The sequence below is a fragment of the Gilliamella sp. G0441 genome, assembly GCF_050589305.1.
Lineage (GTDB): Bacteria > Pseudomonadota > Gammaproteobacteria > Enterobacterales > Orbaceae > Gilliamella.
The window spans coordinates 17,820-35,251 of sequence record NZ_JBNRJF010000011.1 but is presented as its reverse complement, the minus strand read 5'-3'; the positions used below and the strand labels follow the sequence as shown (position 1 = coordinate 35,251).

General features: G+C 34.7%; 18 protein-coding genes. 10 read left to right on the top strand and 8 right to left on the bottom strand.

Annotation, left to right across the window (positions count from 1 at the left end):
- Positions 1–86 precede the first annotated feature (86 nt).
- Entirely contained in the window at positions 87–1,427 is a 1,341-nt protein-coding gene (locus ACKJXD_RS09540; protein WP_220215641.1) for a replication-associated recombination protein A, read from the bottom strand.
- A 177-nt stretch (positions 1,428–1,604) separates the two neighbouring features.
- On the opposite strand from ACKJXD_RS09540, the gene lolA reads away from it, so the two are divergent.
- Positions 1,605–2,198 carry an outer membrane lipoprotein chaperone LolA gene (lolA, locus tag ACKJXD_RS09535; protein ID WP_220215640.1) on the top strand — a complete coding sequence of 198 codons (594 nt, stop codon included), beginning with the start codon at positions 1,605–1,607 and terminating at the stop codon, positions 2,196–2,198.
- A gap of 164 nt (positions 2,199–2,362) precedes the next feature.
- Here lolA and ACKJXD_RS09530 read toward each other — a convergent pair whose 3' ends face one another.
- Positions 2,363–3,142 (bottom strand): FCD domain-containing protein, encoded by a 780-nt coding sequence (locus ACKJXD_RS09530; protein WP_430876155.1) that lies wholly within the window; start codon positions 3,140–3,142, stop codon positions 2,363–2,365.
- A gap of 688 nt (positions 3,143–3,830) precedes the next feature.
- On the opposite strand from ACKJXD_RS09530, the gene ACKJXD_RS09525 reads away from it, so the two are divergent.
- Genes ACKJXD_RS09525 through ACKJXD_RS09515 form a run of 3 tightly spaced genes read left to right on the top strand, consistent with a single transcriptional unit; the run spans position 3,831 to position 7,275 of the window.
- A complete protein-coding gene (locus ACKJXD_RS09525; RefSeq protein ID WP_220215638.1) occupies positions 3,831–5,072 on the top strand; it encodes an oligosaccharide MFS transporter in 1,242 nt (413 codons plus the stop codon).
- 58 nt (positions 5,073–5,130) lie between these two features.
- Positions 5,131–6,249: a glycoside hydrolase family 172 protein gene (locus tag ACKJXD_RS09520; RefSeq protein ID WP_430876154.1), complete on the top strand. Its 1,119-nt coding sequence runs from the start codon at positions 5,131–5,133 to the stop codon at positions 6,247–6,249.
- Positions 6,250–6,264: 15 nt separating this feature from the next.
- Positions 6,265–7,275 carry a LacI family DNA-binding transcriptional regulator gene (locus tag ACKJXD_RS09515; RefSeq protein WP_220215636.1) on the top strand — a complete coding sequence of 337 codons (1,011 nt, stop codon included), beginning with the start codon at positions 6,265–6,267 and terminating at the stop codon, positions 7,273–7,275.
- A 19-nt stretch (positions 7,276–7,294) separates the two neighbouring features.
- Here the strand turns inward: ACKJXD_RS09515 and smpB are convergent, their stop codons facing one another.
- A complete protein-coding gene (gene smpB, locus ACKJXD_RS09510) occupies positions 7,295–7,777 on the bottom strand; it encodes an SsrA-binding protein SmpB (RefSeq protein WP_220215635.1) in 483 nt (160 codons plus the stop codon).
- A 67-nt stretch (positions 7,778–7,844) separates the two neighbouring features.
- Here smpB and ACKJXD_RS09505 point away from each other — a divergent pair, with 67 nt between their 5' ends.
- Genes ACKJXD_RS09505 through ACKJXD_RS09485 form a run of 5 tightly spaced genes read left to right on the top strand, consistent with a single transcriptional unit; the run spans position 7,845 to position 9,732 of the window.
- Positions 7,845–8,273, top strand: a complete 429-nt coding sequence (locus tag ACKJXD_RS09505; protein WP_294826902.1) for a type II toxin-antitoxin system RatA family toxin — start codon at positions 7,845–7,847, stop codon at positions 8,271–8,273.
- A 1-nt stretch (position 8,274) separates the two neighbouring features.
- Positions 8,275–8,547 carry an RnfH family protein gene (locus tag ACKJXD_RS09500; protein WP_220215633.1) on the top strand — a complete coding sequence of 91 codons (273 nt, stop codon included), beginning with the start codon at positions 8,275–8,277 and terminating at the stop codon, positions 8,545–8,547.
- Between the two features lie 23 nt (positions 8,548–8,570).
- The gene (gene zur / locus ACKJXD_RS09495) at positions 8,571–9,005 is read left to right on the top strand and encodes a zinc uptake transcriptional repressor Zur (protein WP_220215632.1); all 435 of its coding nucleotides are present in this window, start codon (positions 8,571–8,573) and stop codon (positions 9,003–9,005) included.
- Entirely contained in the window at positions 8,984–9,352 is a 369-nt protein-coding gene (locus tag ACKJXD_RS09490) for an EamA family transporter (RefSeq protein ID WP_220215631.1), read from the top strand. The genes zur and ACKJXD_RS09490 overlap by 22 nt, the downstream gene beginning before the upstream one ends.
- Positions 9,349–9,732 (top strand): DMT family transporter, encoded by a 384-nt coding sequence (locus tag ACKJXD_RS09485; RefSeq protein ID WP_430876153.1) that lies wholly within the window; start codon positions 9,349–9,351, stop codon positions 9,730–9,732. The genes ACKJXD_RS09490 and ACKJXD_RS09485 overlap by 4 nt, the downstream gene beginning before the upstream one ends.
- A gap of 455 nt (positions 9,733–10,187) precedes the next feature.
- Here the strand turns inward: ACKJXD_RS09485 and mutT are convergent, their stop codons facing one another.
- From mutT to ACKJXD_RS09460, 5 genes are all read right to left on the bottom strand, one after another.
- Positions 10,188–10,592 (bottom strand): 8-oxo-dGTP diphosphatase MutT, encoded by a 405-nt coding sequence (gene mutT, locus ACKJXD_RS09480; protein ID WP_220215629.1) that lies wholly within the window; start codon positions 10,590–10,592, stop codon positions 10,188–10,190.
- 117 nt (positions 10,593–10,709) lie between these two features.
- On the bottom strand, positions 10,710–13,436 hold the full coding sequence (gene secA / locus ACKJXD_RS09475; RefSeq protein ID WP_430876152.1) for a preprotein translocase subunit SecA: 2,727 nt from the start codon (positions 13,434–13,436) through the stop codon (positions 10,710–10,712).
- Between the two features lie 85 nt (positions 13,437–13,521).
- Positions 13,522–13,860: a hypothetical protein gene (locus ACKJXD_RS09470; protein ID WP_220215628.1), complete on the bottom strand. Its 339-nt coding sequence runs from the start codon at positions 13,858–13,860 to the stop codon at positions 13,522–13,524.
- A gap of 146 nt (positions 13,861–14,006) precedes the next feature.
- Positions 14,007–15,557, bottom strand: coding sequence for a multicopper oxidase family protein (locus ACKJXD_RS09465; protein ID WP_430876151.1), 1,551 nt, complete (start codon positions 15,555–15,557; stop codon positions 14,007–14,009).
- A gap of 129 nt (positions 15,558–15,686) precedes the next feature.
- Entirely contained in the window at positions 15,687–16,049 is a 363-nt protein-coding gene (locus tag ACKJXD_RS09460; protein ID WP_430876150.1) for a hypothetical protein, read from the bottom strand.
- Positions 16,050–16,367: 318 nt separating this feature from the next.
- On the opposite strand from ACKJXD_RS09460, the gene ACKJXD_RS09455 reads away from it, so the two are divergent.
- Positions 16,368–17,432 carry an MJ1255/VC2487 family glycosyltransferase gene (locus ACKJXD_RS09455; protein ID WP_430876149.1) on the top strand — a complete coding sequence of 355 codons (1,065 nt, stop codon included), beginning with the start codon at positions 16,368–16,370 and terminating at the stop codon, positions 17,430–17,432.

Sequence of the window (17,432 nt, the reverse complement as noted above, 5' to 3'; positions counted from 1 at the left end):
CTTGTCAATAAAAATTAAATTTGTTAACTATCGGTTAGTAAACGTTTTTTTTTGTTATAAAAGGAAACTGCTTTGAAAGGTTTTACTTATGAATCATTTTTTTTATAGCGTTGCTGTGAACTCGATTTATTTTGTGCTTCTAGCCATGCCAGCTTATCGGCATAATTTTTTTCTGCGCCTCGATCAGTTGGATGGTAATACTTGCTATCAGCCAATTCTGGTGGAAAATAATTTTCACCTGCTGCAAAAGCATTCGGTTCATCATGAGCATAACGATATTGTGCTCCATAACCTAAATTTTTCATTAAACTGGTTGGTGCATTACGTAAATGTTCAGGCACATCGTAATCAGGTTTTGATTGTGCATCAATCATAGCCTGTTTAAATGCCAGATAAACAGCGTTACTTTTGGGAGCGCACGCCAAATAGACAATAGCTTGAGCGATAGCGCGTTCACCTTCTGCTGGACCAACACGCGTAAAACAATCCCATGCCGCTAAAGCAACTTGCATTGCTCGTGGATCGGCATTACCGACATCTTCAGAGGCAATTGCCAGTAGTCGACGAGCAACATAAAGGGGATCTCCACCAGCAGTAATGATTCTTGCGTACCAGTAAAGGGCAGCGTCGGGCGCAGAACCACGAATTGATTTATGCACGGCTGAAATCAAATCATAATATCGGTCACCTTGGTTATCGAATCTGGCACTGCGCTCACCCATGACTTCCTTAAGTAACGCTGGTGTTAGTTCATTGCCATCGGACATATCCACTAATAATTCAAGTGTATTCAGTGCACGTCTGGCATCTCCCCCAACAAATTCGGCAATCTGTTTTTTTGTTTCTGGTAATAACACGATATGTTTATTGCCATAACCTCGAACAGGATCATCAATAGCTTGTTGTAAAATATTTTCGATATCGGCATTGGTTAATGATTTAAGTAAATAAACCCTAGCGCGTGATAACAAAGCAGAATTGAGTTCAAATGATGGATTTTCGGTCGTTGCACCAATGAATGTGACCGTACCATTTTCAACATAGGGCAAGAATGCATCTTGTTGGCTTTTATTAAAACGATGTACTTCATCAACAAATAAGATTGTGCGGATTCCAGCTTGTTGATTGATTTTTGCACGCTCAATGGCTTCACGAATGTCTTTAATTCCGGATGTGACTGCCGATATTCTTTCGACTTTAGCATGAGCATGATGCGCTATAATTTCAGCTAATGTGGTTTTCCCCGTTCCCGGTGGCCCCCATAAAATCATGGAATGAAGATTGCCAGCTTCTATCGCTTTAGGTAATGGTTTCCCCGCTCCTAGTAACTGAGTTTGTCCAATGTATTCAGATAAATTACGTGGACGCATTTTTGCCGCTAAAGGCTGAAATTCATCGGTCGTAAAATCAAATGACATGCTAGGCATAACGGGTAGTATCCAAGTTTTAAAAGTTCATTATATTATATACTTGTTAATTGATAAGTGAAAAAGAAAAGAAAATAACTTTTCGAACTTAACGAAAAACGGTAATATTTTGACCTAATAAGTTTTTGAAATAAGATTTAACGCTTTGTTATAGATAATAAAAAGTAAGGATTCGTTATGAAAAAGTTTTTAGTGTTAATGGGATTATTAGTTAGCGTATCCGCATGGGCTGGTGATAAAGAAGTATTACAACAACGATTAGATAAGGTCGAAGGATTTTATGCACGCTTTTCTCAAAATGTGAAAACCGCTGATAACCAATTGGTTCAGGAAGGAAAAGGCGATCTTTGGGTAACAAGACCTTACTATTTCAATTGGAAAATGACTGAACCAGATGAAACGACAGTAATCTCTGATGGTAAAAATATGTGGATATATACCCCTGCCGTTGAACAAGTGACCGTCATGAATTTAAAAAAGGCTGTTGATAACCGTTTAATGTTGTTGATAACAGATAGTCATAACCCAATTTGGGATAGTTATGATGTTAGTCGTAAACAAGATTCTTTTACTTTAAAACCAAATGATGATTCTAATCAGAATTTTATAATTTCTGTCTTACCTAATGGCATGATTTCAAATTTTACGATTATTGAAGAAGATGGACAACGCAGTTTTTATGATCTATCTCGCCAAAAACTTGGAAAGGTTACGCTTAGTCAGTTTCAATTTACCCCACCAGTTGGTGTAGAAATTGATGATCAAAGATAAATTGTAAATAGAAATTAAACTTGTATTTATTAGCGATTTGACGCTATTTAACGTTGGGTCTTATACACAATATAGCGTCAATTAATTCGGATAAAGTCAAATTTTTTGATTTTAAATTAGTTGATAGCTATGCGTTAGCCAAAGCTTGATGGGGCTAGAGCTTATTAATCAAATTCATTTACGTTGATACTAATGACAGGATTATCCGAAAAAAGATAATGATCGCGTTTAGTTTCAAAATCTTTGTTGGCAGCCTCAAAAAGTGTTTTCTTGGTATTTTCAAGATGTTGCCACATGGCTAATTTTGCGGCTTTAGGATCTCGGTTTATAAGTGCTTCGATAATTTTATTGTGTTCTTCTAACCAATTATTGATTGTGTCCTCGGGAGCTTGTTCATGAAGTTTTTTCCACAATGGATTCAACGTTCGTTGTTGCCATGTCTCTTTGACAATCATTGTAAGTGCATTATTCCTTGTTATCATCGCAATTTGAGTATGGAATTTTAAATCCCAGTTTGGATCTCGCTGATGATCACCTTTTTCGGCATTATGTTGAATTTCCAGTAATTTGACAATATCTTCTTTAGTTATTTGAGTCGCTGCAAATTCTGCAATATTACTTTCAATAAGCTGTCGAGCTTGTAACAGTTCAAAAGGCCCACTTTTAACGAAATTTAAACCAGGTGATGTTGCTGAGAGATTTCTTGGTGAACTGTTACCAATAACATGGATACCTGACCCTTTGCGTGCTAATACAAATCCCTCAACTTCAAGCATTATAATTGCTTCCCTGACTACTGAACGTCCTACCTTGAGTTCTTCACAAACTAATCGTTCTGAAGGTAACTTACTGCCTACCGGATAAATACCACTAATTATACGGTTTTTCAGTTCTGTAGCTATGACTTGATAAAGCCTATGATGCTCATTTCGTTTTTGGGTCATAATTTATTTTTTAATATCCCTAAGTTGTTTAAATTTAACCTTAAAATAACATCTAATTGATTAGAGTTAAATAATATTACTCTAATTTTTTTTATACTTTTTATGCAAATATTTACATAACTGACAAGTCAATAAACAGCCTTTGTTTGTTGTTATAATTTGGCTAAATGATGTGTGTCAACTTTTTCGATTGTCATATATGTTTTTGTTCAAATTGGCTGTATTTTCTTTATCATTCTATATGTAATACAGATTAGCTTTATTGTGCTTATAAGGCAGGTTTACTATTACTATAAAATGAAAAATTTTAGCTACATTAAAAAGCTATTTATTGAATGTTATTCTAAGATTTTTAGATGTCTAAAATATTCCGAAAAATTAATGTTTAAACTTGTTTCTATGATTCAAGATCCAAATAAATTTTTTAAGGTGACCAACTTTTAAATTTATATGACATATTTTCTTAAATTGTTAGGATAAGTTAGCTTACATTTCTTTTCCAATTGATTAGGGTTTGCTATTCAAGTAGTTAGAATTATGTGTGATAACTTTATCTTATAGCGTTTATTTTATTTTATTTCTAAAAATAATTTTTGATATTGATCACATTTATCCAACAAACTCTTTAAAGCTAAATTTTTAGCTCTTCATACTCCTTCTTAGTGGTTAACTCTTCATAGGATAAATTATGACAAGTGCATTTTATAAAAAGCCAACTTATTGGTTTGCTTCGTGTTATAGCTTTATGTATTACGCAGCAGGCAGTTTTGTTTTCTCTTTTTATGCAATCTGGCTCAGTAAGGAAATAGGTTTAACAGCAAAGCAAACAGGTATTATTTATTCATTTAACTATTTTATATCGCTAATTATTATGATTCTTTATGGGATCTATCAAGATAAATTAGTTTTGAAAAAACATCTTATTTGGTTTCAAAGTATTATTATTACTTGTGCCGCACCTGCATTAATCTATGTTTATGAACCACTGTTACGCCATAGTTTTTATATCGGTGTGATTTTTGGTAGTTTTTTTCTTGGTTTTGGTTGGGTTGCAGGGATGGGGCTGATTGATTCATATTGTGAAAAAATTAGTCGGGCATTTGGGTTTGAATTTGGTCAATGCCGTACCTGGGGCTGTATTGCTTATGCAGTAGGAACGTTTTTCGCAGGAATCTTGATCAGTATTAATCCTCATCTTAATTTTTGGGCAGCGTCGATTGTCGGTATCTGTTTTATGATTTTGAACCTCAATTTCAAACCTGACTTAACTCAATCCTCGAGTGTGGTGTTTCAAAAGAAAGAAAAATTAACCTTTAATGAAATTCTTTCTGTGTTTGCGCTCAAAAAATTTTGGATATTTGTAATTTATGTACTAGGTACTTATAGTCTTTATAATATTTATGATCAGCAATTGTTCCCCGTTTATTTTACGCAACAATTTACCGATGTAAATGATGGTTATCGTTTATATGGTTTATTAAATTCTTTTCAAGTTTTTTTAGAAGCGGCAGTGATGTTTTGTGTGCCCTTTGTTGTTAATCGTGTTGGCGCAAAAAATGCACTTATCTTTGCTGCTTTCATATCGGCTTCCCGGATATTCTTAACTGGTCATGTTAATAGCATTGTTATTATATCGATAATTAAACTGATGCATTGTTTAGAAATCTCAACCATTTTAGTCTCTGTATTTAAATATATTGATAATAATTTTAATGCACGTCTTTCAGCCACTGTTTTTTTAATTGGCTATCAAGTTGCCGGTTCAGTCGGCGTAATATTGTTCTCAACTTATGTCGGTGATGTTTACGATACAGCAGGTGCTGCGACGACTTTTAATAATCTGGGGTTAGTCGTATTGGGCTTTATGATTTTTGCGATTTTTTTCTTAAGCCGAGATAAAAGATTAGGCAATACAGAACAAAAAAATTGACCATAAATTTACCAAACTTTGATATTTAGAATTTAATAAAATATATTAAGGATTTAAAATGAATATATTCAATTCAGTGACACAATTTAACTTTGAACAGACTCGAACTATTTCACCTGAAAATATGACCGGTGAAAAAGGTAAATCTTGTATGAAAGCGAGTGCTTTAGGTCCTAGCCGTAAAGGACAAGGTTGTATCTCGATTCCGGCAGGGAAAAAAATAAATATTGCGGAAATTAACGGGCCTGCTGAAATTAGGCATATGTGGTTTACCTTAACGGATAGGACACATCGAGGAAGTTTTGTATTGCGAGATGTGGTCATTCGGATTTATTGGGATGATGAAACCGTCCCATCGGTTGAAAGCCCTATAGGGGATTTTTTCTGTAATGGTTTTGGAGCACGGTGTGATATTAATTCAATGCCAATTGTGGTTAACCCAACCGGTGGTTTCAATAGTTATTTCAGAATGCCATTTAATAAAAGGGCTAGAATCGAAATTCACAATGAGCATGAAGCTGATTTACAACATTTCTTTTTTACCATTAACTATGCCATCATGCCAAAACCGTTTGAGCAACCACTTTATTTTCATGCGCAATGGCGCCGTCAACGAGTTACGAATTTTGCTCAAGATTATGTTATTTTAGATAATGTTAATGGGCATGGTTATTATGTTGGCACATATCTAGCCTTAACAGCTTTAGAACGTTATTGGTGGGGAGAAGGGGAGTTCAAATTCTATCTCGATGATGATAGTGATTATCCAACGCAACATTCAACTGGTTCAGAAGATTATTTTGGTGGAGCTTGGGCGTTCCATAACCGCGACAGTCAAGGAAGACCAAAAGCGAAATGTTTCCAAACTTTGTTTATGGGTTATCCTTATCAAACTAATCGTGATGCAACACGAGACTTTTTTCAAACAGGCGATTCAAATCCAGTACATGGTTTTGGTGATGATGCGCTTCCTATGCATGGCCTATATCGTTGGCATTTACCTGATCCAGTCGCTTTTCATAAGAATATCAAACTAGCTTTTCAACAAATTGGCAATGATGATATCAGGTTATACGAACGTTGCGATGATATTTCAAGTGTAGCTTATTGGTATCAAAATCCGTCGGAAAATCATAATCCTACTTTTCCCAATAAACAACAACGTACGCCAAGATAGACTGGAAGGTGAAATATGACGAGTAATAAATTAAGAATCAATGATATTGCTCGTTTGGCTGGCGTGTCGGCAACGACCGTCAGTCATATCTTTAATAAACGGGATAAGAAATATCGTATTTCACCGCAAACACGACAAAAAGTACTGTCAATTGCCGAACAATATAGAGAACAATCGCATATTCGACGATATTTGGTGAAGGCAAATAGTACAAATACAATTGGTGTTATTGTTCCGGATATGTCGAATTCATTTTTTTCAATGTTCTTACATCATCTGGAAGCGTCATTTCGAGAAAAAAATATACAGCTGTTAATTACATGTAGCCATTATAATAAGGATGTTGAAATTAATGTTGCACAAAATTTGGTAGAGCGTAAAGTGGATGCGATGATAGTGGTAACGTCATTGGATACAGATGATTTTTATTTGAGTATCAATCAACATACACCCGTTCTGTTTTTTGATCGTTACATTGAACAGACTAGATTACCGTTTATAACCAGCGAAGCAAGGTCTGCTGTTGCTAATCTAATAGAACCTTATGCTAAAAACTTAGATGAATTTTATTTTATTGGCTGTGATACTCAATTAACCTCGATTCAATCAAGGTTAGAAGGGTTTAAGCAAGGTTTAATAAAAGTAGGGTTAACTCCAAAACCTCATTGGATTGTGTGTGATGATTATTGCCCAAATAAGGGTTATGAGTTATTGAAACGTTTACACATAGAGTTGGGGCGTTTACCTAAAGCAATTTTTACGCCATCAGGTAATATTTTACAGGAGATATTAAGTTATTTAGTTGAAAGTAAAGTTAAACCAGAAAATATTTGTCTTTGTTCCTACGATTATAATATCTATCTTAATTATTCAAACTATCCTATAGATGCTATCGCCCAAGATTTTGAAACAATGGCACTCACTTGTGTGAGCGTGATTGCTGATTTAATCAATTTCAAAGAGCTAAAGCACAATGCATTTTTCATCAGTCCCATGATTATACGTCATCGTGGAACTGATGATTAAGGGGGGATGATCTAAAAAATTAGCGATTAGCGTTTTTCATAATGCGAGCCTTATCAACTTGCCATTGACGCTCTTTGATATCGGTACGTTTATCATACTCTTTTTTACCTTTTGCAATACCGATTTTCACTTTTGCCCAAGCATTTTTCCAGTATAACGAAAGTGCAACAACGGTATAACCTTGTCGGTTGATTTGACCAAATAATGAATTTAACTCACGCTCATTTAATAACAATTTGCGGTTACGCATCGGTTCGCAAACCACATGTGTGGAAGCGACATTAAGCGGGGTTATGGTTGCGCCAAATAGCCATGCTTCACCATCTTTGAGTAGAACATAGCTATCACTGATATTAACTTTTCCTGCACGCAGGGATTTAACTTCCCAACCTTGAAGGGATAATCCTGCCTCAATTTCCTCTTCAATAAAGTACTCATGGCGGGCACGTTTATTAAGAGCAATGGTTGCTGAACCGGGTTTGTGTGATTTTTTCTTAGTCATAATGTGCGTTATTATAGAGTTACGTGGTAATATATGCCACAATTTTTATTTTTTGTAATTTATTCTTATGGCACATATATTTCACGAAGTTATCGAACCGTATTCTATCGAACAAATGTTTGCATTAGTTAATGACATTGAGCGATATCCTGAATTTGTCCCTGATTGTATCGCAACTGGGATTATTAGAAAACAAGATAATGTTGTTGCTGCATTTATTGAAGTTGAAAAATTTGGTTTCAAAAAATCATTTACCACATTAAATCAAATTAATGAGCCTCATTCAATTGACTTAACCCTTTTAGAAGGTCCGTTTAAACACCTTTCGGGCAAATGGCAGTTTACAGCGTTAAATGATACTGAATGTAAAATTAGTTTTAGTTTAGATTTTGAATTTCAAAATAAATTATTAGATATGACTATGACACCAGTTTTTAAAGAAGTGATGACAAATATGGTAGAGGCATTTTCTAAGCGAGCAAGGCAGATTTATTAAAATGATAAGTATACAAGTTGTTTATGCATTACCAAATAATCCAACCGTTATTGATTGCAATGTTGATGAACAAACTAATGTCTTGCAAGCAATTATAAAATCAAATATCTTATCAATTTGTCATATTCAATTAGATGATCATTTAGTTGGAGTTTATGGTAAACGTTGTGAACTTAATGATTGCGTAAATAATGGCGATCGTATCGAAATTTATCGTCCCTTAATAAATGATCCTAAAGAAATAAGACGAAGAAGAGCCGCATTGAAAAAATAATGACTATTGGCAAGGGTAAGAAGATGCATAATCTGATAATAGACAAGATTGAAACCTTATGCAAAAAACGCAATATTAAACTGACTACGCAGCGTCGCACAGTTTTAGATATTATGTTAAAAGCAAATAAAGCGATGAGTGCATATGATCTTTTAGATTTATTGAAAGTCAGTGAGCCACAAGCTAAACCACCTACTATTTATCGTGCATTGGAATTTTTACTTGAACAAGGTTTTATCCATAAAGTTGAGTCTAGCAACAGTTATATTATTTGTCCTCACTTCCAAGACCCTGAACATCTTTCAATTCTGTTTATTTGTGATATTTGCCAACAAATCATCGAAAAACATTCCGAAAATATCGAAAAACAACTTAAACAGTTAGCGCAGCAAAATAAGTTTTTAATTAAGCACAGTGTGCTTGAAATTCATGGAGAATGTCACCTGTGTCAACCTTAATTATTGTACTTTGGTTGCTTAATGTTAGTTGTGATACCGTTGGGCAAATAGCTTTTAAATATGCTGCAATTACTTCCAAACATAAACAAGGTTTGGATTATTGGCATAAACTTTTTGGTAATTTTTGGTTATGGATTGGTTTCGGTTCTTATTTTGTTGGTTTTATCTTTTGGTTAGCATTTTTGAGTGAAGTCCCTTTATCTCAAGGTATTTTGTTAGGTTCATTTAATATGATAACTGTTATGCTAGCAGGACGAGTTTTATTTAAAGAACATCTGACATTATTTCGATTATTAGGCATATTTTTTATTACTACAGGAGTAGTATTAGTAGGAATGACGGAATGAGAAAATTTTATTTGGTTGGTTTTGTATTTCTATTATTTTTTGATACTTTCGGTCAGATGTGTTTTAAATTTACTACCTTATCAGCAATGCCTTTCGAGTTTAATGTTGATTGGTTAATTCGTATCTTCAGTCACTATTGGGCTTATTTAGTGATGGTTGGGTATAGTGGTGCTTTTATTACTTGGATGGTGTTATTAAAGAAAGCGCCAGTTGGTCCTGCTTTTGCCGCTTCACATTTGCAGTTGGTCACTGTGATGCTCGTATCAGTATTTGTTTTTGATGAAAAAATTACTTTGTCGCACTTATTGGGTGCAATCAGTATTATTATTGGCATTGTTTTTTTAGCTCTGGCTGAGCAAAGACTACATAATAAATCCTAGTTATTGATAATTAAAAATATTAGGTTAGTTATTTTCAGAAATAGCAGGAATATTTAATCCATTTCTTAGCATGCTTAGAAAACTAGTTGTATAAAGGTAACAATTGATAATTATTGTGGCTCATTTCTTTATTTAGAAATAAAACAGGTTAAGAAAGTCTGAAATAGTTTGTGAGCGTTGACTTTTTTCATTCTATCTTAATGAAATTGCTTTACACTCTTCCTTTGAATTTTTTTATCAGTTATTAAGGGAATTTCTACAATCACCGATTTGATAATAATATGTCGAAATCGATTGAGATTGTGCAGGATAAATTTTGAAAAAATTGATAATGTGTATTTATTCAATAGGAACTAAATACAACTGATTCAAATCATCAATAAGAATCATTAGCCAAAAAAACAAATCCAGTTTAAGAATCGAGCCTGATAACGAGATTTACCTAAAAAAAACAATTAAATTTGTTTATCTCGATTTTTCAACATCTCTATAATTGGTCTGTTAGCATCAGGAAATTCGTCAGCGTTTAAATCCTCTTGATCTACCCAACGACTAGGTTGGCCTTCTTTGGCGAAAGGAACGCCATCCCATTCTTCAACTAAATAAGCATGAATGGTAATATCACGATCATTATAGCTATGTTTCACAACTTTCAAAAACTGAGCATTATGAATAAGAATGTCGACTTCTTCGGCTATTTCGCGCTGCAAAGTTTGATAGGGTGTTTCACCGGGTTCTATTTTTCCGCCTGGAAATTCCCAAAAGCCTGCAAGGTGAGAGTCCTCTCCGCGTTGAGTGATAAAAATTTCACAATCTTGTGAACGTATAATTCCTATTGCTATTTCGATATGTTTTCTCATAATTCCATCTGTCTTTTAGTAAAATTCGGGGAAATTTAAAATTTCCCCTAAATTTGCCGGACGATGATAATCGTTTATTTTATCATCAAGATAAGTTGATGATACTAAATTTTTTATTTATTGAACAGCTCCATGGCAATGTTTATATTTTTTCCCTGAACCACAAGGACAAGGATCATTACGTCCAACTTTTGTTTCTGAACGTACAATTGGTTGTCCAGCTCTGTTTTCATTGTCATTATCATCATCAATATTAGTGATAGATTCGTGGCTAGCATGTTGCTTAGCTGACAATTTTTCCATCTCTGCTAAACGTTGTCTTTCAGCTTCTTCAACTTCTTCTTGTGAACGTATAATTACACGGCTAAGAATCCCTATTACTTCATATTTTAATGCTTCTAACATGTCGGCAAACATATTAAATGATTCACGCTTATACTCTTGTTTAGGGTCTTTTTGGGCATAACCACGTAGATGAATACCTTGACGTAAGTAATCCATAGCCGCTAAATGTTCTTTCCATAAATTGTCCAGTGTTTGTAACATCACATTTTTTTCGAAATGCCTGAATGCTTCAGAACCTGCAATTTGTTCTTTTTCTTCATAGCGTTGTTGCGCTTGTTGTATGATACGTTCACGCAGTGTCTCTTCATGAAGATTTTGTTCTTCATCCAACCATTTTGCGATAGGCAATTCGAGGTCAAAGTCGCTTTTTAATGCCGCTTCTAGACCAGGCACATCCCACATTTCTTCAATTGATTGAGGTGGTATATAACGATCGATTAACGCATTAAATACATCGCCACGAATTGAATCGATAGTTTCTTTGATATCCGAGTTATCTAATAATTCGTTTCGTTGACGGTAAATTGCTTTACGTTGATCATTGGCAACGTCATCATATTCAAGTAATTGTTTACGAATATCAAAATTGCGACTTTCAACTTTCTTTTGCGCATTGGCAATGGCTTTATTTATCCACGGATGTTCGATTGCTTCTCCATTTTTCATACCCAATTTACGCATCATATTGCCTACACGGTCTGAAGCAAAAATTCGCATTAATGGATCTTCAAGAGATAGGTAAAAACGTGAGCCACCAGGGTCACCTTGACGACCAGCACGACCACGTAACTGATTATCAATTCGGCGAGACTCATGTCGTTCAGTACCTAAAATGTAAAGACCGCCTAGTGCAATGACTTCTTCATGTCTTTCTTGCCATGCTTGTTTAGCTTTTTCAATATCTTCCGGTGTTGGATTTTCAAGTTTCGCAAGATCGCTTTGCCAATTACCACCTAGCATGATGTCCGTACCACGACCCGCCATATTCGTTGCAATGGTTACTGCGCCTTTACTACCAGCATTTGCAATAATTTCAGCTTCTTGGGCATGGAATTTAGCATTTAATACATTGTGTTTAATTCCTACTTTTTTAAATGCATTCGAGACTAATTCTGATTTTTCAATAGATGCGGTACCAACAAGAACAGGTTGTCCTCGGTTTAGGCAATCCAGAACATCGGCAACTATTGCGTCGATTTTCTCTTTTTCAGTCATGTAAACTAAATCAGATTTATCGATACGCTGCATTGGGCGGTTAGTTGGGATAACGATGGTATCTAAACCATAAATTTGATTAAATTCGAAGGCTTCAGTATCCGCTGTACCCGTCATACCCGCTAATTTTTCATATAGACGGAAATAGTTTTGGAAAGTTATTGAAGCTAATGTTTGGTTTTCATTTTGAATTTTAACATGTTCTTTTGCTTCAACCGCTTGATGTAAGCCATCTGACCAACGTCGTCCATCCATTGTTCGACCAGTGTGTTCATCAACAATAATAATTTCGTTATCTTTTACGATATAGTCCACATCACGATGGAATAAGTGATGAGCACGTAGCGCTGCATTAACGTGATGCATTAATACAATATTACTCGGCGCATACAATGACTCTTCATTTTCCATAATGCCAAGTTTTATCAATAGTTCTTCTACTTTGATTAATCCACGTTCCGTTAAGTTTACCTGACGTGTTTTTTCATCAATTGAGAAGTCTCCATCGCCTTGGAATTGGTCTGAGTCTTCTTTTTCTTGTTGAATGAGATGAGGAATGATTTTATCGATGCTGATATATTTATCAGAACTATCTTCTGCTTGACCAGAAATAATTAATGGTGTTCTGGCTTCATCAATTAAAATTGAGTCAACTTCATCGACTAGCGCATAATGTAGCGGTCGCTGAACTCGTGATTCTTTGCTAAACACCATATTATCGCGGAGATAATCAAAGCCATATTCATTATTCGTACCATAAGTGATATCAGCATTATAAGCTTCACGTTTCATTGCCGGCGGCATATTAGGTAGATTTATGCCTACCGTTAAACCTAAAAATTCAAATAAAGGTCGATTATTTTCTGCATCACGTTGTGCTAGATAATCATTGACCGTAACAACATGCACCCCTTTGCCAGTTAGTGCATTGAGGTAAGCTGGTAATGTTGCCGTTAAAGTTTTTCCTTCACCAGTACGCATTTCAGCAATACAACGTTCGTTTAATACCATACCACCAATCAACTGAACATCGAAATGACGCATACCAAAAACACGCTTACTTGCTTCACGAACGACAGCAAAAGCTTCTTCCAAAATATCATCTAACTGAGTACCAGACGCTAATTTTTCTTTAAATTCGGTAGTTTTTGCTTTAAGTTCATCATCTGTTAATGCTTCCATTGTAGGTTCAAGGGCATTAATTTTCTCTACACGCTTACGCATAGTTTTTAATACACGTTCATTACGGCTACCAAATACTTTGGTTAATAATTTTAATAACATAAATTTCTCTTTCTTCTTTTCAATAGGGAGGATATAAGGCAGAAACCTTATATAAAACATATAAACTAAGTTATAAACCAGTGAGTTAAATGATGTTTTCAGGCCCTGCTCTTATCGCATTGTGTGAAGTGATTTGAATGGGTTTGTTAAAAGAAAAATCATTATAGCTAACAGCAATAAATACAGGAATAGTACTGAGCTTATGTAGACTGATTAATGATTGTGATTCCTTTCGAAGCGATATTTGTTGATCTTGTACGATTTCTTTAATCGCCATAATACCGACGTGAGAAACCGTTGACTCATTGGGAATAGCATCTTGTTGGCATAAACTAAACCCAGTAGCAATTACACCTAATAATAAGTGCGATAAAGCCGTTTTAATTGTTAAACGTTTACTAAGTATTTGCCAGAAATTAGTCATGATCATAATGGCAATATGTTAGCATTATTTGCCAAAATGCAAAACTATTATTACTCAAGTTGCCAACGCAGTTATAAAGTTTTTTAAAAGGGAGGGGGTATCTATCTTGTCTATGATAAAGTGACAAGATAGATGAACTTAATAAACTATTTCACCATCAATTGCCCCATCATACCCAGTGTTTCATGTTCAATGATATGACAATGATACATGCGTAATCCGGGCATATTTTGTTGAATCTTTATCGTGATTGTTTCATGGGGTCGAAGATTCACTGTATCTTTTAATGCCACGTATGGAGGTGGTGTTTTTGTACCATTAAATTCATGTGAAACGACCATAAATTGTGCACCATGAATGTGAAAGTTATGATCCATATGAGAGTTATTATGAATAGTCCACTCTTCAACCTCATGAATTTTGCTTTCAAGATCGATACGATTCATATCATGGCGTTTACCGTTGATTAAAAATAACATTCCGCCACGAGGCTCTTTCATGTCCATCACTTCGGTATATTCCAATTTTTTGTGTGCGGTGGCTTGTCCGAGTTTTGGTAAGGTACGAAGTGTTGATGGCAAGGTGATTGAGTTTGACTGGGTTAAATCTAACTCTGCAAGTAACATATCTTGTTCAGGCGGTACATTGCCCATTTTGCCTCGATCGTAACCGATAGATTGTAAATAAACCGTACCCGTTTTTTTAGGAAGAATAACAATTTCTGCCCGTTCAGCAGGTGATAATAGTAATGGTTTATTTAGTGGTACAGGTTCAGACAATAATCCACCGTCAGTCCCCACTAAAAAAACATCACAATCAGGAATAGATAAGTTAAGGTATCTACCTGAACAAGCATTCCAGATTCTAACACGTGTTGCTGAATCAACCTTAATTTTAGGTCGATAACTCCCATTAATTAATACAAATTGACCTTCACGACCGTTCATCCAATCAACCATGGTGTTATCGGCTATTTCACCTTTCTCCGTTAATTTTAAATCTGAAAAGAACCAGTGTTGTTCAGGAAGAGAATTTAAAGGATCATCTTTACTTCGAACGATGAATGTTCCAGCTAAGCCTCGATAAACTTGTTCAGCTACTGTTTCATGTCCATGAGGATGATACCAAAATGTGCCTGCGTTTCCTTTAGGAACATCAAATTCATAAACACGGCTTTTTCCTGCTGGAATGGCATCTTGAGGGTTACCGTCTTGATTCGATGGAATAAGTAAACCATGCCAATGCACGGTCGTGGCTTGTGGTAAATCATTTTTTACCGTTATTTTAACATGATCTCCCTCGTTAACTTCAATTTTTGGCCCGGGAATCATGCCGTTATAAGCCCAAAATTCAGTCGTTATATCAGGGGTTAAGGCAATTTTCACGGGTTTAAGATGTAAAGTTGCTTCAAATACTCCTGATTGATTACTCTCATTTTTTAAACTGATCAAGCTAGGTAAAGGTTGGTTCTGTGTCAGTGATGAAGTAGGTAAAAGTTTTTGTGGTTTTTCATTGTGGTTCATATTCATGTTCATATTCATATGTTCGTGCATATTATCCCCCATTTTACAATCATCTGAATTGAGTTCGCAGGTCATACCAGACATAGTTGAATGATCCATTTTAGCAATGGTTTTGGTTGCAACTAATCCACCTACAGCAGCCGTAATATTCAGTAAAAAATGTCGACGTTTCATAATATTCCTATAATAAATTAACTGATTTAACAAAAACGCTGATATCGTGATGCAAAAGAGCATTACGACAGATAACGTATATTCATAACAGATAGTGATTAACAAATTCTATCTAACTGAGATAACTTATTAAGTAATTCGTGGTGGTCTTAATTCAGGAATAAATTCATTATTATTTGCAATGAACTTGAGTGATATAAAATCTGTAAATTTGGTTTGTTTGTAGAGGTTAATGGCATAATTTGAAACTACTGCCCCACATACAATACAATGATTTATTGAAGAACAAGTTAATTTTGACATTGACCCTTTGGAGTAATCAATATTTGAGTGGTCACTGAATGTCAATGAGTGTTGATCAGTTGAATGGCAAGTTGAGTCAAAATCAAATACTCGTTTAGATGATTGTAAAGCAGAATAACCACACAACAATAAAATTGTCGTTAATACAACAATTATGTTTATTCGTTTGTAGGTCACCTTAGCTGACATATTACAATCTCACGACTCATCTGATCATTGCTTAACTCTATTTTACTTCAAACATCATTATATAGCACGTTTTTTAAGCATAGCTATTTGTGTAACTACTCTATTGATTGCTAATTATTTGAATATTTTATCGATACTAAAAAAGATCTGCATATTTTTTAAATTTAAAAATGATTAATTAAATTAATATCCAAATTTATGTCATGACTATTGTAAATTATACCCCTAAATTTCCTTCTTTATGTTTAAATTAAGCAAGATAATTATTTAGTCTTCTGGTATGATATCTCGTAACTTCAATTGACTAATAATTACAATATGAAAATTCTTTTTGGTGTACAAGGAACTGGAAATGGTCATATAAGCCGTTGTCGAACGTTAGCTAAATCACTAAAAAAAGTTGGTGCTGATGTCGATTATATTTTTAGTGGGCGTGATCCAAAAGATTATTTTGATATGGATGTTTTTGGTAATTATAAGACTTTTCGAGGGGTGACTTTTGCGACACTTAACGGAAAGATAAATTTTCGTAAAACAGTTCAACGTATCCGTGCTTTTCGATTAATTAAGGATGTGCGTGATTTAGACTTATCAACGTATGATTGTATTATTAGTGATTTTGAACCTGTTAGTGCTTGGGCCGCTTATCATCAGCATCGAGAATGTATAGGGATTAGTAATCAAGTCGTCTGTCAGTATCTTAAACCTAAAGAATATGGGTTGATTGCAAATGTGATCATGAAGTATTACGCTCCTGTAACTACACCAATTGGTTTACATTGGTTTCATTTCGGACATAAATTATTACCACCAATGATTGATACATTTCAAGTAGCGCCGACAGAAAATGGTTGCATTGTTGTTTATTTGCCGTTTGAAAATATGGACGAAATCGTTGAGTTACTTAAGTTATTTCCTCAACACCAATTCATCTGTTTTCATCCGAACATAAAGCAAGTAACACAATGCAATAATGTTACTTTGCATCCTTTGTGCCGTAATGGGTTTATGGATGCGGTAATTAGTTGTTCAGGAATTATTACTAACACTGGTTTTGCGTTGATTTCTGAAGCCTTGACGTTGGGCAAAAAGATTTTAACTAAACCCGTTTCAGGGCAATTTGAACAAATTTATAATGCTCAATGTTTACAATCGCTTGATATGGCAACGGTAATGGAAAATTTAAGCAGTATTAAACTGAAATATTGGTTAGCTTTACCTTCACCGACACCAATAATTTACCCTAATGTTGCTGATGAAGTGGCTAATTGGATTGTTGATGGGCGTAAAGAATCACTTCTTTCATTAAGTCAACGACTATGGAGTAAAACAATATTTCCTGAAAATGTAAAACAGAGAATAAAATCATTAGGTTATGTGTAA

Excerpts from the sequence above, each read along its gene's own strand:
- ACKJXD_RS09515 (WP_220215636.1), top strand. The coding sequence starts at position 6,265 with ATGACGAGTAATAAATTAAGAATCAATGATATTGCTCGTTTGGCTGGC.
- smpB (WP_220215635.1), bottom strand. The coding sequence starts at position 7,777 with ATGACTAAGAAAAAATCACACAAACCCGGTTCAGCAACCATTGCTCTT.
- zur (WP_220215632.1), top strand. The coding sequence starts at position 8,571 with ATGCATAATCTGATAATAGACAAGATTGAAACCTTATGCAAAAAACGC.
- ACKJXD_RS09525 (WP_220215638.1), top strand. The coding sequence starts at position 3,831 with ATGACAAGTGCATTTTATAAAAAGCCAACTTATTGGTTTGCTTCGTGT.
- ACKJXD_RS09455 (WP_430876149.1), top strand. The coding sequence starts at position 16,368 with ATGAAAATTCTTTTTGGTGTACAAGGAACTGGAAATGGTCATATAAGC.
- ACKJXD_RS09505 (WP_294826902.1), top strand. The coding sequence starts at position 7,845 with ATGGCACATATATTTCACGAAGTTATCGAACCGTATTCTATCGAACAA.
- ACKJXD_RS09530 (WP_430876155.1), bottom strand. The coding sequence starts at position 3,142 with ATGACCCAAAAACGAAATGAGCATCATAGGCTTTATCAAGTCATAGCT.
- mutT (WP_220215629.1), bottom strand. The coding sequence starts at position 10,592 with ATGAGAAAACATATCGAAATAGCAATAGGAATTATACGTTCACAAGAT.
- secA (WP_430876152.1), bottom strand. The coding sequence starts at position 13,436 with ATGTTATTAAAATTATTAACCAAAGTATTTGGTAGCCGTAATGAACGT.
- ACKJXD_RS09485 (WP_430876153.1), top strand. The coding sequence starts at position 9,349 with ATGAGAAAATTTTATTTGGTTGGTTTTGTATTTCTATTATTTTTTGAT.
- ACKJXD_RS09540 (WP_220215641.1), bottom strand. The coding sequence starts at position 1,427 with ATGCCTAGCATGTCATTTGATTTTACGACCGATGAATTTCAGCCTTTA.
- ACKJXD_RS09500 (WP_220215633.1), top strand. The coding sequence starts at position 8,275 with ATGATAAGTATACAAGTTGTTTATGCATTACCAAATAATCCAACCGTT.
- ACKJXD_RS09470 (WP_220215628.1), bottom strand. The coding sequence starts at position 13,860 with ATGACTAATTTCTGGCAAATACTTAGTAAACGTTTAACAATTAAAACG.
- ACKJXD_RS09460 (WP_430876150.1), bottom strand. The coding sequence starts at position 16,049 with ATGTCAGCTAAGGTGACCTACAAACGAATAAACATAATTGTTGTATTA.
- ACKJXD_RS09520 (WP_430876154.1), top strand. The coding sequence starts at position 5,131 with ATGAATATATTCAATTCAGTGACACAATTTAACTTTGAACAGACTCGA.
- ACKJXD_RS09490 (WP_220215631.1), top strand. The coding sequence starts at position 8,984 with ATGTCACCTGTGTCAACCTTAATTATTGTACTTTGGTTGCTTAATGTT.
- ACKJXD_RS09465 (WP_430876151.1), bottom strand. The coding sequence starts at position 15,557 with ATGAAACGTCGACATTTTTTACTGAATATTACGGCTGCTGTAGGTGGA.
- lolA (WP_220215640.1), top strand. The coding sequence starts at position 1,605 with ATGAAAAAGTTTTTAGTGTTAATGGGATTATTAGTTAGCGTATCCGCA.